This is a genomic window from Simkaniaceae bacterium (assembly GCA_021734805.1).
Taxonomy (GTDB): domain Bacteria; phylum Chlamydiota; class Chlamydiia; order Chlamydiales; family JACRBE01; genus Amphritriteisimkania.
The window spans coordinates 20,835-34,478 of record JAIPIG010000010.1; the positions used below are offsets into that span (position 1 = coordinate 20,835).

Genomic DNA, 13,644 nt, shown 5'->3' on the forward strand with positions numbered 1-13,644 from the left:
TTAAACACTAGTAATAAGCTCGATCGGGCATCAGGGCGAATTCTTCCCAAACTTTGACGGCTTCTTCGCGCATAATATTTGTGCATTTAATTTGGCGTTGGTGGATTTCCTTTTGGATTTCCTCATAGTAATCGACATCTTTAAAGTTGCCGTATTTAGCCGCATCATCAACAGTTGCAGCATAATAGATCTCTGTAATATGTGCCCAGTAGGCGGCACAAAGACACATTGGACAACAAAAAGCGCTCGTATACAAAATACACCCTTCCAAATGGGGTGTTCCTAGCGCTTTGCCTGCATTGCGAATCGCATCGATTTCGGCATGGCATGTGGGATCATTTGTGAGCATGACTTTATTATAGCCCTCACCAATGATTTCATTATCTTTGACAACAACAGCGCCAAAGACGCCTCCCGTTTTTAATTCGATACCGGCCCTATAGCTCAGCTCGATCGCTCTTTGCATAAATTTTTCATGTTGTTCCATCCAATGCAACCTATGGTTTTAAAGTCATATATAGACCGTCAATTTGATCGAGTGATGAAATACAGCAATCGAGGTCTTTAAGTAAACCTGTCGATAAATCGTAGACCCAACCATGCACGAAAAGTCTTTTCTTTTGCGCCCAAGCATTTTGGACAATCGTCGTATGGCACACATTCATTACCTGATTGAGAACGTTGAGTTCAACAAGGCGATCATATTTCTGAGTCTTGTCGGTAATCGCATCGAGGAGCTCTTTCTCACGCGCATAAACATCGCGAATATTGCGAAGCCAATTATCAACAAGGCCAAATTGTTCATTTTCCATGGCAGCAGCCACTCCGCCACATTGATAATGACCACAAACAATGACGTGTTCAATATTGAGATAATCGATCCCATATTGAAGGACAGATAGGCAATTAAAATCGGTATGGGGAAATAAATTAGCTACATTGCGATGGACAAACAACTCTCCAGGCTCTAGGCCTAAAATTTCATTGGCGGGAATGCGGCTATCCGAACACCCTATCCATAAGTATTTGGGCGTTTGCTTCTCAGAAAGTCTTTGAAATGCCTTATCATCCTTTTTCTGCATATTTTCAGCCCAGAGGCGATTATTTTTAAAAAGATGTTGGAGCTCTCTCATGATGATCACCTTATATATAAGAAAGTTGAGATTATCTCGACTTTGTAACTTTTTGGACCCGAAGGCCTCAAGATATTTGTTTTCGGGGGAGTTATTAAAACCGGGAAGGGGTTTTTTACCCCTTCCCGGTTTTAATAATCTCCCAGTTCGACCATAGGTCGAACGTCCGAGAGCAAAGACCGAGGCAGGCGGGTTCAAAAAGCTGCAAAGTCGAGATTATACCTTAAAACTGAAGGTGAAACCAAGGAAAATGAGAGACTTGATTAGTTAATCCTTTTTTCATTAAAGAGTTGAGAGGGGCTAAGATTAAAAGAAAAATTTGATTTTTTAAGGGTTGGGATCAATCACCAATGCGTCTATCTTTTTTAAAATTAAGATCTTATGTATTAATAGCAATGGGATTTGCTTCCCTGCTGTTAACGTCTTGTTCCCTTTCCATGTCCAAAGAGGAAAAGCTACAAAAGATTATTTCTCCTCCCAATCTCGATTCAAGCCTTGTATCCATCAATGAACATCTCGATATCGAAAAACACCGCTGGCCCTCATCAAACTGGTGGGAACAATATCAAATCAACGAACTTAATTTTCTCGTTGAGAGTGCCTTATGTAACAACCCCTCTCTTCAGGCCATTAAAGAAAAAATCGATTACGCTAAAGGCGAAGCGGTTATCGCCCGATCTAAGCTCTTTCCCCTCCTTTTTTTTAATGCGAGCGATCAGTGGGAGTATTTAAGCCATAACGGACTTTATCGCGCCCTCAATCCCAATATTAAAATTAATAATCAACAGATCGATTTTAGTTTATCCTTTTCCTATGAATTTGATTTTTGGGGAAAGTATCGGAATTTATATCGCGCTGCTTTAGGTCGAGAAAGGGCAAGCCTAGCGGAAACGGAGCAAATCAAACTCGTTATATCCGCAGCTCTTTGTCAAGCTTACTTCGCATTGAGAACCAATCTCATGCTTAAAGAAATCTATGAAGAAATCTACCGAGCCAGACAAAACATCTATGTTCTTCAAATCGATCGACTGGATAACTCTCTTGACTCCGCTCTTACCCCTCTACTCTCAGAAGAGTCGCTCTTGGAAGCAGCACAATGGTTAGATCAGATTCAGCAAGAAATTGCTCAAAATAGCCATCTCGTCAATATATTAGCGGGCCATGGCCCCGATACCCCACTTAAGCTCGATGAGCCTCTCATGGCTTGTTCACCTCAATTGATCGTTCCCGATCACATCTCAGCCGAGCTCCTTTCAAGGCGCCCCGATTTGAAGGCGCAAATTTGGCGTGTTGATGCACTCAGTCATGAAGTCGGCGCTGCACGCGCTGATTTTTGGCCCAATATCAATCTCATTGCACTGGCCGGTTTTCAAAGTGGTTCATGGTCAAACCTTTTTGATTGGATGAGCCGAACAATCAGCGCTCTCCCCGCTCTGAGTCTCCCGCTTTATACCTCCGGAGCCATCGGAGCCAATATCGATGCTAAAAAGGCTCTTTTTTATGAGGCCGTTTATGAATATAACGATCTTATTTTAAAAAGCTTTCAACAAGTCAGCGATCTTCTCGCGATGGGACAGGCCGTTTATCTTGAAAAGAAAAAACAAGAAGAGATCCTATCAAATGCAAATCAGCGCTATACGTTGACGTATGATCGCCTCAATTGCGGCATTGATAACGCGCTGACGACGTATCGCATCTTAGAGGAGTGGCTTCAGAAAAAACTCGCTAACACACATCTCCTCTACCAACAATATCTTGTGAGCATTCAACTGACAAAATCCCTAGGTGGGGGGTATGTCGATGAATAGACAACATAGACTCATCCTATCATTTTGGGGCATCTGCTCTCTTCTATTCCTTGCCGGACTCACCGCCTGGCTTTTTCACTATCGATTTATCAAATATACTGATGATGCCTATGTACAAGGCAATCAAGTTTATATTACACCGCTTCACGATGGGTTTGTCACTTCAATTCATACCGATGATTCCTTCCTCGTTAAAAAAGGGGAATTGCTGGTAACTCTCGATGAAACGGATGCAAAAATTGCCCTTGAACAAGCCAAAGAAAATTTAGCTCAAGTGGTCCGAGAAGTCTGTGAACTTTTTCACCAAGTCTTCGTCTATCGAGCAGAAATCGATCTCAAGCGAGCGACTCTCATTCAAAATGCGCAAGACTTTTTGCATCGCTACCGCATCTATCGCGTGCAAGGCGTTTCTATCGAAGATTATGAACACTCAATTGCAGCGCTTCGCTCTCAATATGCTTCGCTAAATATGTCTGTTGCGGCTTATCACAGAACGCGATCGATGATCCAAAACACTTCCATTTATACCCATCCCTTAGTCATTGCAGCATCGGATCGTGTACGCGATAGCTGGGTTCGCCTTTACCGCTGTAAAATTTACTCTCCCGTAGAAGGTCTTGTTGCCCAGAGAACAATTCAAGTGGGAATGTGGGTCCCTGAAGGACAGCCCTTAATGAGTGTGATCCCCCTCAATCAAATTTGGATCAACGCCAACTATAAAGAAACCCAAATCAAAAAGATGCGTATCGGACAAAGGGTTGATATCACAACTGATTTTTGGGGTGGGGAGCAAGTATACCGCGGAACCATTGTCGGTCTACCCGGAGGCGCAGGCAATGCCTTTTCCCTCTTACCCCCACAAAATTTATCGGGGAATTGGATTAAAATTGTTCAAAGGCTTCCGGTACGCGTCGCTCTCGATCCTCAAGAATTTCAGTCGCACCCTTTAAGACTGGGGCTCACATGCTCTGCTCGCGTTGATGTGCGCAATCAATCGGGACGCATGGTTCCCGATTCAACAAAGGGATCTCCACTTTATGAAACCTCCATATTTAATCGAGAAGAAGTGGGTGATCGGGAGTTCATTGATCAGATCATTGCATCCAACCTTGATCCTCTTTTATCTGAATATGCCAAAGCACCTCTTGAGCTTCCCTCCCTCATCCTGAGCTTACCGCCTCTCCTTGAAGAAGCTATCAGTGAAGACAATGCGATCCACAATAAAATCGATCAACAAATCGATCATGATCTCCCTTCTTGTTTTGAAGACATTGGCTTGATCTATGAATAGACTCCTTTCGAATGAACCATCTCAAAGCTCCTTTTTTTTTCGTTTCTGCCTATTAGTCACCCTTTTCTTAGCTATTTTTTATAATACCGTCACAAATATGGCCGGCGTCTATATTGTGTCGGAAATGGGAGGCAGTAATGAAATTTCCGTCTATCCCATGGTCTTTTTTGGACTCGGCAACGCCCTCGCTATTCCCCTCTCCCCGAGCCTTTCTCAGCGATGGGGTCCGATTCACACCCTCGTTTATTGCCTGCTACTCTACACACTCTCTTCGATTCTCTGTGCAATGGCACCGACTTTCCCTCTATTTAACCTTTTTCGCTTCATGCTTGGACTGACTTCGGGTCCTTTTTATATTCTTGTTCGAGAGCTTATCCTTCGATTTACGCCTGAAAAGCAACATCCGGCTTATGCTTTTGTGATGGTTCTTCTATTTGCTATTGTTCCCGTGTTTGGCGCTTGTTTTGGGGCTTGGCTTGGCTATGAAAACCACTGGCGATGGATTTTCCATACAAATGAACCCATAGCACTTTTTCTAGCAGGCTATTTCTGGATTGTTTATCGCAAAACGGATACCAAAGAGTCAGCTTTGAAACCGTTTGATCGCATAGGCTATTTCTTTTTCTTTATCGGATTGGGATCTTTGATTATGGCCGCAACTCTATCCCAAGAACTGGATTGGACCCGATCAACGCTTTTTAACGTGCTCGTCGTGATTGGAGTCCCTTCGCTCCTCTTTTTCATTTTATGGGAGCTAATTCATCCCGAGCCTCTTTTAAACTTGAGGCTATTGAAGAGCCCTCTTCTATCTTATTCTCTCCTCAACTTAGGAGTTCTCTTTGCCTCTTACTTTGGCATGATCATTTTAATTGCCCTCTGGCTCAACATCTACGCCAATTATACCCCCCTATGGGTCTCAGTGCTTATTGGAACGATGGCCTTAGCAGGATTATTTGCCTTTTTTATTATGAAAACATTTTTAGAAAAGTTTGATCCTCGTTTTACGCTGGCCCTTTCGATTCTGTTTTTTGCTACATCGTGTTATTACTCGACGTTCTTTGATGTTGATGTCGATTTTTTCCATCTCTCAGTCGCAAGAGCTCTTGCGGGATTTGGATTGATTCTTTTTTTATTTCCGGTTTTTCGCATGTCCATGGCAAGCTATGGCCCTGAACAAAGCTCAGAAATTTTTAAGCTCTTTCAAACCACTCGCTCTACATTTAGTAGTTTAGGTGCCGGTCTTTACGTGATTTTATGGCAAAGGCGCCAAGTCTTTTTTCATGAACGCTTAGGTGAAGGACTCACGATTAACTCGCAATTGACTCTGAATTATTTTCAAAGAGCGAAACAAATCTTCTCTCTATCAAAAGATCAATCCAATGAAGAACTGAATAACCTTTTAACAAAACATGCCACTTCACTAGCCCTCAATGATGTCTTCGGATTCATGGGCTATCTCTTAATGGCTCTTTTGATTCTTCTCATTCTCACTTTTGTTATCGAGAAAATTGTCGTTCAACGCCGTTTCATGAAACCGTAAACAAAAAGGCCGGCTCCGGCTATGATCAGAATAATTCCCCCAATTTGGAGCTGGCTTGCCATTCTTTCATAATGTGCAACTTGACTGCGCCCTTCATCAATTTCTTGCTGAGCAGAACCGGTCAGCTCATCTCCAACCACTTTTGTTGGCCCTGTTATCGAAAAGAGCTTATTTGTCTGATCCACTGTTTGTTGCCCACTTGAGATTTCTTGCTTACCTTCTTCTACACGCCCTCGAATATAGCCTGAAATAAAGATCAAACTAATTCCCAAAACGGCGAGAATGATTCCAATAATTTTTTTTAAATCCATGGTCTTCCTATATGCATTCTTTAAAGTAAATTTTATATACTTCATCCATCATAAATAAATCGAGCAGAAACACGCAATCATGTATGATATTTATCCTCAAATAGGAAGCATTTATGACCCGTCATCAACAACTCGTTATGGGACGCAACTGTATTATGGAGGTGCTTAAGGCGACTCCCGAGCGCATCTTACAAGTCTATACATCGCAAAAACCCGGAAATGACCCCCTGTATCAAGAGCTGCAAAAAAATGGGATTAGAATCATCGATACGCCCAAAGCGCGACTCTCTCAACTTGTCAATTCCGACTCACACCAGTCTTATGTTGCCGCAGTCAAAGAGCGCCCTTTGATCCATATCAAGGACTTTATCAACTCAAAGCGCGATGAACAAAAGAGCCTTGTTGTCATGCTTGATTCGATTTTTGATCCTCAAAATGTCGGTGCCATTCTAAGGTCGTGTGAATGCTTCGGAGCCGATCTTGTCATCTATTCTAAAAATCGGGGCACCGATATCACTCCCGTTGTCTCCAAAACAAGTGCCGGCGCAAGCGAACTCGTTCCCCTCGCTAGAGTCTCTAATCTAGTTGAAACAATGCAAGCTCTGCAAAAAGCGGGCTATTGGGCTGTCGCTGCAGAAATTAGTGAAAAAACAGAATCCCTTTACCATTTTGAATTCCCTGAAAAAGCGATCATCATCGTCGGATCTGAAGGCGAAGGGGTCCAACCGCTCTTAAGTAAAAAATGCGACTTCCATCTCATGATTCCGATGCTGGGACAAATCGACTCACTCAATGTCTCTCAAGCCACAGCTATCCTTCTCAACAGCTATCGCCAACCAACAAAATAAACAACTCCTCAAAAGAGGAGTTGTTTATTTTGTCAATTTTTGGAGTTTCCAGCAGCGGTGGATCTTGGGATCGCGAAAATCGATAGGACGCGTTTTTTCTGAAATTTCCCTGATTGTGCACTTTGGAAATTGAGATTCATCGAATTTGAAGCGGCGCGAGTTGGTGCTAAAGTAGATCTCTCCTTGAGGAGAGAGGAGCTGCAGCGCCTTTTTCAAAAGAGGGATATAATCGATTTGAATATCAAAGAACTGCTCCATCATCTTGGAGCGCGAAATCGTGGGCGGATCGATGATGATCACATCGTATTGGTTTGATGTTTTGATCTCTTCATCTAAATAAGTGAGACAATCCGCCTTGATGATCTCGTTAGTTTTGAGAGAGAGGTGATTGATTTGAAAGTTTTGCTTTCCCCATTCCGTATAGGTATTGGAAAGATCAACGCTTGTCGTCGATGCCGCCCCATGAACGGCTGCATGCACACTAAACGAACAGGTATAAGCAAAGAGGTTGAGAAGTCTTTTCTGATACGATGCTTTTGCACACCGTTGGCGCGTCTCTTTATGATCGAGAAAAAGCCCCGTATCGAGATAATCGACGAGATTGATTAAAAACTTAACGCCATATTCGTAGACAATGAAAAAATCTTTTTGCTCAGCTTTTTTCTCATATTGCTGCATTTTAGCTCGGCGGAGACGAGTTCGCCAAAAAATGAGCGATTTATCCACATTGAAAATTGAAATGAGCGCCTCATTGACTTCATCGAGCATCTCGCTAGGCACCTCACCTTCATCCTGTGCAGAAGCAAAATAGTGAATGGCAAAGCGATTGGCGTAAAGGTCAATGGCAAGGGGATATTCTTTAATATCCCGGTCATAAAGTCGAAAACAATCCGACCGGGTACGCTTGGCCCATTTGCGCAAATGGCGATAGTTTTTGCGGAGACGATTCTTGAATGGGGAAGTTTTATCTTCCCCATCTGATATCGTTGGGAGCATTAACTCAATATCACTCAAACAGTTGCCTCAACGAAGTCTTGCGCCTCAATATGAGCACTTGTTTTTTCAAGTACATATTGAAAAATGAGGGGGGCCACAATCGTTGCATCTGATTCAATGATAAAGGATGGCGTCGATTCTGAGAGTTTTCCCCATGTGATTTTTTCGCTCGGTGTGGCGCCACTATAGGAACCGTAAGATGTGGTGCTATCGCTAATTTGGCAGAAATAACTCCAGAGAGGACAATCTTTTTTCTCCATATCTTGACGAATGAGGGGAACAACACAAATGGGAAAGTCCCCTGCGATCCCTCCGCCAATTTGGAAAAAACCAATCTCGTATTTCTCAGAGACCTGCATATACCAATCGATGAGCGATGCCATTTGTTCTGTCCCTGCTTTCACCGTATCAAAGCGAGAGACATTCTTTTTGATCACATTAGAAACAAAAATATTAGCCGTTGTCGAATCTTCCCAACCCGGCACAAAAATGGGGAGCCGTTTTTCATAAGCAGCATAAAGCCAAGAGTTTTTAAGATCGATTTCATAAAACTCTTCTAAAAGACGATGCTCAAAAAGTTGATAGATGAATTCATGGGGGAAATAGCGCTTATTTTCCTTTTCGGCTTTTTGCCAAAGAAATAAAAGCTGCTGTTCAATGCGGCGAATAGCCTCTTCTTCGGGAATACATGTATCGGTGACTCGATTCATCCCGGCATCATAAAGCTCCTGCTCATCAGCTTTGGTCAAAGAACGATAATGAGGGATACGGGCATAGTGAGTATGCGCAACGAGATTGAAGATATCTTCCTCAAGATTAGCCCCTGTGCATGAAATCGCATGCACTTTATCTTGGCGAATGAGTTCTGCAAGTGAAATCCCAAGCTCAGCTGTGCTCATTGCACCGGCTAATGTGAGAAACATCTTTCCTTTTCTCTCGGAAAGCCGGATCCATTCTTCAGCAGCATCGACGCAAACTGCTGCATTGAAATGTTTATAGTGGCGCTTCATAAATTGAGAAATATGCATCTGATTACCTCGCTATATTGACTGTATTTATTGCAAACGTATAACTCAACATCTTATAGATGAGCTTGGCTGCTAAAAAGTTGGGAGCCGGAAGCATCGCAATTGGGGCGAGCTCGACCACATCAAAGCCGATAATTTGCCGTTTCTCAGCCACTTTTTTGAGAAGTTGTGTCGCCATGTGCCATGTCATTCCCCCCGGTTCCGGCGTGCCCGTCGAAGGCATAATCGAGGCATCAAACGCATCGAGATCAAAAGTGATATAGACTTGATCGCTCAATTGCTCAACAACGCGATCCATCCACTCGTCATTTTCAAAGAGTTGATGAGAAAAAAACATTTTTTCAGGTACAACTTGAGTCGATTCTTCAATTGACATGCTCCGTATCCCTACAGAGACGACACTGCTTACCTCGGGAATTTCTTTCACTCTGGCCATAACGGAAGCATGGCTGAGTGGATTCCCCTCATAGGCAAAAGCAAGATCTGCATGCGCATCGATTTGAAGCACTGAGATCGATCCGTATTTTTGTGCATTAGCGCGAATGGGTGCTTGAGAGATCGCGTGCTCTCCACCGAGTGTAATGACAAATTTGCCATCCGAAATATAGTCTGAAACAGCGCAATACGTCGATGCAATCATCTCTTCACTTGTATCAAAGGCAACAGTCTCAGCCGTATAAATCCCCTCTCGATACACTTCACTATCAGTTTCAATATCATATGTCTCGAGATTGCGCGATGCTTCGATCATGGCAGCAGGCCCCTGATCAGATCCATGGCCATATGTCGTTGTCTTATCAAAAGCAACCGGAAGAATCACAATTTTTGCTTCATCTAGTGGGCATTTAATTCCTAAAAAATGCCCCTCTTCTCCATGTCCTTGCATAATTAGATCACCAAGTAGGTATAATTTTTTAATGATTCTTTGTATTTCTTTTTAATATTGAGAGCTTCTTCATTGGAAATGCTCCCTTGTCTAAGGGCATTCTCAATCGAGTCGTGGAGTTGATCATTGAGTTGCTGCGCATCATATTGCATATACTGAAGGACCTCACTCACCATATCCCCTTCAATGAGATTCTTAAAGCGCCATGTCCCATCTTCATGTAAATCGACATGAATCGCATTCGTATCTCCAAATAAGTTATGAAGCCCACCTAGGGCCTCTTGATAGGCGCCGACTAAAAAAATACCGAGATAGTAAGGGGTTTTCATATTAAATTCATGGAGCATGAGATATGGTTTAGACCCCTTGGGATAAATAAACCGATCGATCACCCCATCACTATCACAACTCAAATCGGCAACTTTTGCCTTCTTCGTCGGTTTTGTATCGAGTCTATGAATCGGCATGACGGGAAAGAGTTGTTGAATTGCCCAAGAATCGGGAAGAGATTGAAAGACGGAAAAATTGCAAAAATACGTGTCGACCAGCGTCTCAGATAGCCTGTGGGAATCTTCAGACATATGGATATTTTGATCAGATAGTTCTTGGATTTTTGTCATCAAGTGGCGATAAATAAGTTCTCCATAGGCCCTCTCTTGCAGGGTCATTCCTCCCTGAATGAATGTCTCTAAAATCTGCTGCTTAATAAAATGAGCATCGTGCATTGCTTCTAAGCAATTCGAGGGGATGACACTATTATAAATATCATAGAGCTGTTTCAAAACACGATTTTTTGTCGGGGGCTTCCCTAGAGAATCGACGGGAGCAGCATACTGAGAGACATCAATCACTTCTGTGATGAGAACCGAGTGATGAGCAACAAGCGCCCGGCCCGATTCACTAATAATTGTCGGTTCCGGAATACTTTTTTCTCGGCACGTATTGCCGATCGCATAAACAACATCGCGCGCATATTCCTCAACCGTATAATTCATTGAAGAGTCATTCGCCGTTTTAGACCCGTCATAATCGACGGCAAGGCCCCCTCCAATATCAAAAAATTCGATGGAAGGACACACTTTAGCAAGCTCCGTATAAAAATGAGCCGCCTCTAAAAGCGCTTTTTTAAAGGGAAGAATAGATGTCACTTGGCTTCCAATATGGAAGTGAAGCAGTTTAAGCCAATGCGCTTTGCCGGCCTTTGTAAACTCTTCAATAGCGGCGAGAAGTTCATGTGTGTTTAAACCGAATTTGGCGAAATCTCCCCCTGACGAGGCCCATTTACCACTTCCTTGCCCGGATGGTTTCATGCGAAGCCCCACTTCGGCCTCAATTCCGAGTCCCTGAGCCACTTCGAGAATCATTTGGCACTCATAAATCTGCTCAATAATAATGATTGTCCTTTTCCCGAGTTTGCGAGAAAGAAGTGCGAGCTCGATATATTCTTTGTCTTTGTAGCCATTGCAAAGATAAATGGAGTCTTTTGTATTCGGCATGGCCAGAATAGCCAGAAGTTCAGGCTTACTTCCCACTTCAAGGCCGGGTTGATTATTACCCCTCGTATCGCGAATCGAATCAATAACGTGTTTCTGTTGATTTACTTTAATGGGATAAACAAGCCGGTAATTTTTTTGATAGCCATACTGCTCAATAGCCTGCTCAAATGCGTTGGAAATGCGGTTAATGCGATTGCGAATGATCCCATCAAAACGGATTAAAATAGGTGCTTCGATTCCCCTTTCAACCAAGGTGCGGACAATATGATAGAGATCGATACTTGTATTATCTTTATTCGGGCTGACCTCGACATTTCCCTTTTCATTGACGCCGAAATATCCTTCGCCCCACTTATCAAACCAATAGAGGCTCTTATTCTCATTTAGATCCCATTGTGCCGATCCCGTTTCCATCACGGGCGCATCACATAAATCAGCCATCAATCAACCTCTTTTTTTACACCAATCATTAAACCTGAATCCACCTGTACAAGCGTGAGATTAGTATAGGGAATAAGAAGAATTTAAAACAATCGGCTTATATTCCGGTTCTAGTACAGCTTGGTTTCCAGCTCAGCCCAGCGCTCAAAAAGCTGATTAATTTCATTTTTCAGATGAGCAATTTTTTCACAGAACTCTTGCAATTTAACCGGATCCTCTTCGGATAGTTGAGACTCGAGAATGACGAGTTCTTTTTCCTTTTTTTCAATTAATTTTTCGATGCGCCCTTTCTCTTTGCGCTCTTCTCGATCATTGTGGGGTTTCTTTATTGGGGCCTCTTTTTTCACTTCACTTCTTTGCAAAGCGGCTTCCCATTGAGTATACTCCGCATAAAAGGCACTTCCCCCCGGATCGCCAAGAGATAAAAAGAGGTTACAGATGTGATCTAGCATCGATCGATCATGGCTAATTAAAACAACGGCCCCGGGGAATTGCATTAAATTTTCTTCAAGCGTTTCAAGCGTTGGAATATCGAGATCATTTGTCGGTTCATCAAGGAGTAAAATATCCGCAGGTGTCAGCATCAGCCTTGCAATGGAAAGCCTTGCCCGTTCCCCCCCCGATAATAGCTCAATGGGCATTTCCAAGTCTTCCGGACGGAATAAGAAGCGCTTGCACCAGCCATTCACATGAACACTTTTCCCTTGAAAATAGACAAAATCCCCACCGGGAGAGAGCGCTTCTTTTAGAGTCATATGAGAAGGAAGTTGTGCTCGATGCTGATCAAAATAGACGATTTTCAAATCATCTGCGGGTTTCATCGTCCCTTGATCGGGTTTTAATTCTCCTGCAAAAATGCGCATCAACGTCGTTTTCCCCGAGCCGTTTGATCCCATAAGACCAAGCTTCATCCCTGCCGTTAATGTAATATCGAGGTTTTGAAAAAGGATGCGCTGATCCATCTCCTTTTTCAGGTTATTGCATACGAGGAGTTTTTGCGTTTGCCTCTCACTTCCTTCGAAACCAATTTGCGTATTTCTTTCGCGATTGCGTTTTTTTAACGCATCGTACGCGCTAAAAATTTCATGCGCCTGATCAATCCTCGCATTTGATTTCGTTGTTCTTGCTTTTGGTGATTGGCGAAGCCAATCCGTCTCGCGTCTCACCTTAGTTGCAATCGATCTTTCCTGCTGGATTTGCCCCTCAATGAACATGTCTTTTTTTTCTAAGAAAAAATCATATGAGCCCTCAACGGAAAACAGCCCCTGAGGATACAGCGGATTAATTTCCACCATGCGATTGGTGATATTCTTTAAAAACGTCCGATCATGACTGACTAAAATAAACGTCGACACTTCTCTTTGCACAAAGCCCTCAAGCCAACAAATCGAATCGAGATCGAGGTGGTTCGTCGGCTCGTCAAGCATCAAAACATCGGGATCCTGCAGCATAGCTTGGGCAATAGATAATCTCTTTTTCCACCCACCGGAAAGCTTCTCTGCCGATGTTTCATGCCCCGTAAACCCCACTTTTGTCAGCCACGTCTCAACCTTAATGAGCTTTTCATGTTCCGATAAATGAGAGCTACTTCGCAAAGCCTCAAGAAGAACATTCACCGGTGACTCATCTTTGAAGTGACTCATCTGGGGAACATAGCCAATCCTTAATTCCTTTTTAACTGAAACAACCCCTTCATCAGGTGTCTCAATCCCCGCAAGGATTTTCATGAGCGTTGATTTTCCGGCTCCATTGGGTCCGATTAAACCGATACGGTCTTTAGAAAAAATACTGAGCGATAACCCTTCAAATAAAATTTGAGAGCCATACGCTTTTGAAATCGATTGGCAATTTAGAAATAAAGTCATA

At 43.0% G+C, this 13,644-nt stretch carries 12 protein-coding genes; 4 read left to right on the forward strand and 8 right to left on the reverse strand.

Annotation, left to right across the window (positions count from 1 at the left end; genetic code table 11):
- Positions 1 to 7: 7 nt before the first annotated feature.
- Both K9M07_03070 and can read right to left on the reverse strand, forming a co-directional pair.
- Entirely contained in the window at positions 8 to 487 is a 480-nt protein-coding gene (locus K9M07_03070; GenBank protein MCF7852204.1) for a nucleoside deaminase, read from the reverse strand.
- 10 nt (positions 488 to 497) lie between these two features.
- Complete coding sequence (gene can, locus K9M07_03075; GenBank protein MCF7852205.1) at positions 498 to 1,133, reverse strand: carbonate dehydratase; 636 nt, start codon at positions 1,131 to 1,133, stop codon at positions 498 to 500.
- Positions 1,134 to 1,483: 350 nt separating this feature from the next.
- Here can and K9M07_03080 point away from each other — a divergent pair, with 350 nt between their 5' ends.
- The 3 genes from K9M07_03080 to K9M07_03090 are packed head-to-tail and all read left to right on the forward strand — an operon-like array spanning position 1,484 to position 5,772.
- Entirely contained in the window at positions 1,484 to 2,941 is a 1,458-nt protein-coding gene (locus tag K9M07_03080; GenBank protein ID MCF7852206.1) for an efflux transporter outer membrane subunit, read from the forward strand.
- Positions 2,934 to 4,232: an HlyD family efflux transporter periplasmic adaptor subunit gene (locus K9M07_03085; protein ID MCF7852207.1), complete on the forward strand. Its 1,299-nt coding sequence runs from the start codon at positions 2,934 to 2,936 to the stop codon at positions 4,230 to 4,232. Before K9M07_03080 ends, K9M07_03085 begins: the two co-directional genes overlap by 8 nt.
- Complete coding sequence (locus tag K9M07_03090) at positions 4,225 to 5,772, forward strand: MFS transporter (GenBank protein MCF7852208.1); 1,548 nt, start codon at positions 4,225 to 4,227, stop codon at positions 5,770 to 5,772. The genes K9M07_03085 and K9M07_03090 overlap by 8 nt, the downstream gene beginning before the upstream one ends.
- On the opposite strand, the gene K9M07_03095 is transcribed toward K9M07_03090, so the two are convergent.
- Positions 5,748 to 6,083: a hypothetical protein gene (locus K9M07_03095; protein MCF7852209.1), complete on the reverse strand. Its 336-nt coding sequence runs from the start codon at positions 6,081 to 6,083 to the stop codon at positions 5,748 to 5,750. The genes K9M07_03090 and K9M07_03095 overlap by 25 nt on opposite strands.
- A gap of 113 nt (positions 6,084 to 6,196) precedes the next feature.
- On the opposite strand from K9M07_03095, the gene rlmB reads away from it, so the two are divergent.
- On the forward strand, positions 6,197 to 6,931 hold the full coding sequence (rlmB, locus tag K9M07_03100; GenBank protein MCF7852210.1) for a 23S rRNA (guanosine(2251)-2'-O)-methyltransferase RlmB: 735 nt from the start codon (positions 6,197 to 6,199) through the stop codon (positions 6,929 to 6,931).
- A 24-nt stretch (positions 6,932 to 6,955) separates the two neighbouring features.
- Here the strand turns inward: rlmB and K9M07_03105 are convergent, their stop codons facing one another.
- The 5 genes from K9M07_03105 to K9M07_03125 form a co-directional block, all read right to left on the reverse strand.
- Positions 6,956 to 7,927, reverse strand: a complete 972-nt coding sequence (locus K9M07_03105; GenBank protein MCF7852211.1) for a class I SAM-dependent methyltransferase — start codon at positions 7,925 to 7,927, stop codon at positions 6,956 to 6,958.
- A gap of 14 nt (positions 7,928 to 7,941) precedes the next feature.
- Positions 7,942 to 8,955, reverse strand: a complete 1,014-nt coding sequence (locus K9M07_03110) for a deoxyhypusine synthase family protein (GenBank protein MCF7852212.1) — start codon at positions 8,953 to 8,955, stop codon at positions 7,942 to 7,944.
- Positions 8,956 to 8,959: 4 nt separating this feature from the next.
- Positions 8,960 to 9,841: an agmatinase gene (gene speB, locus K9M07_03115; protein ID MCF7852213.1), complete on the reverse strand. Its 882-nt coding sequence runs from the start codon at positions 9,839 to 9,841 to the stop codon at positions 8,960 to 8,962.
- Positions 9,842 to 9,843: 2 nt separating this feature from the next.
- Positions 9,844 to 11,751 carry a biosynthetic arginine decarboxylase gene (gene speA / locus K9M07_03120; GenBank protein ID MCF7852214.1) on the reverse strand — a complete coding sequence of 636 codons (1,908 nt, stop codon included), beginning with the start codon at positions 11,749 to 11,751 and terminating at the stop codon, positions 9,844 to 9,846.
- A gap of 137 nt (positions 11,752 to 11,888) precedes the next feature.
- The gene (locus K9M07_03125; protein ID MCF7852215.1) at positions 11,889 to 13,643 is read right to left on the reverse strand and encodes an ABC-F family ATP-binding cassette domain-containing protein; all 1,755 of its coding nucleotides are present in this window, start codon (positions 13,641 to 13,643) and stop codon (positions 11,889 to 11,891) included.
- Position 13,644 lies beyond the last annotated feature (1 nt).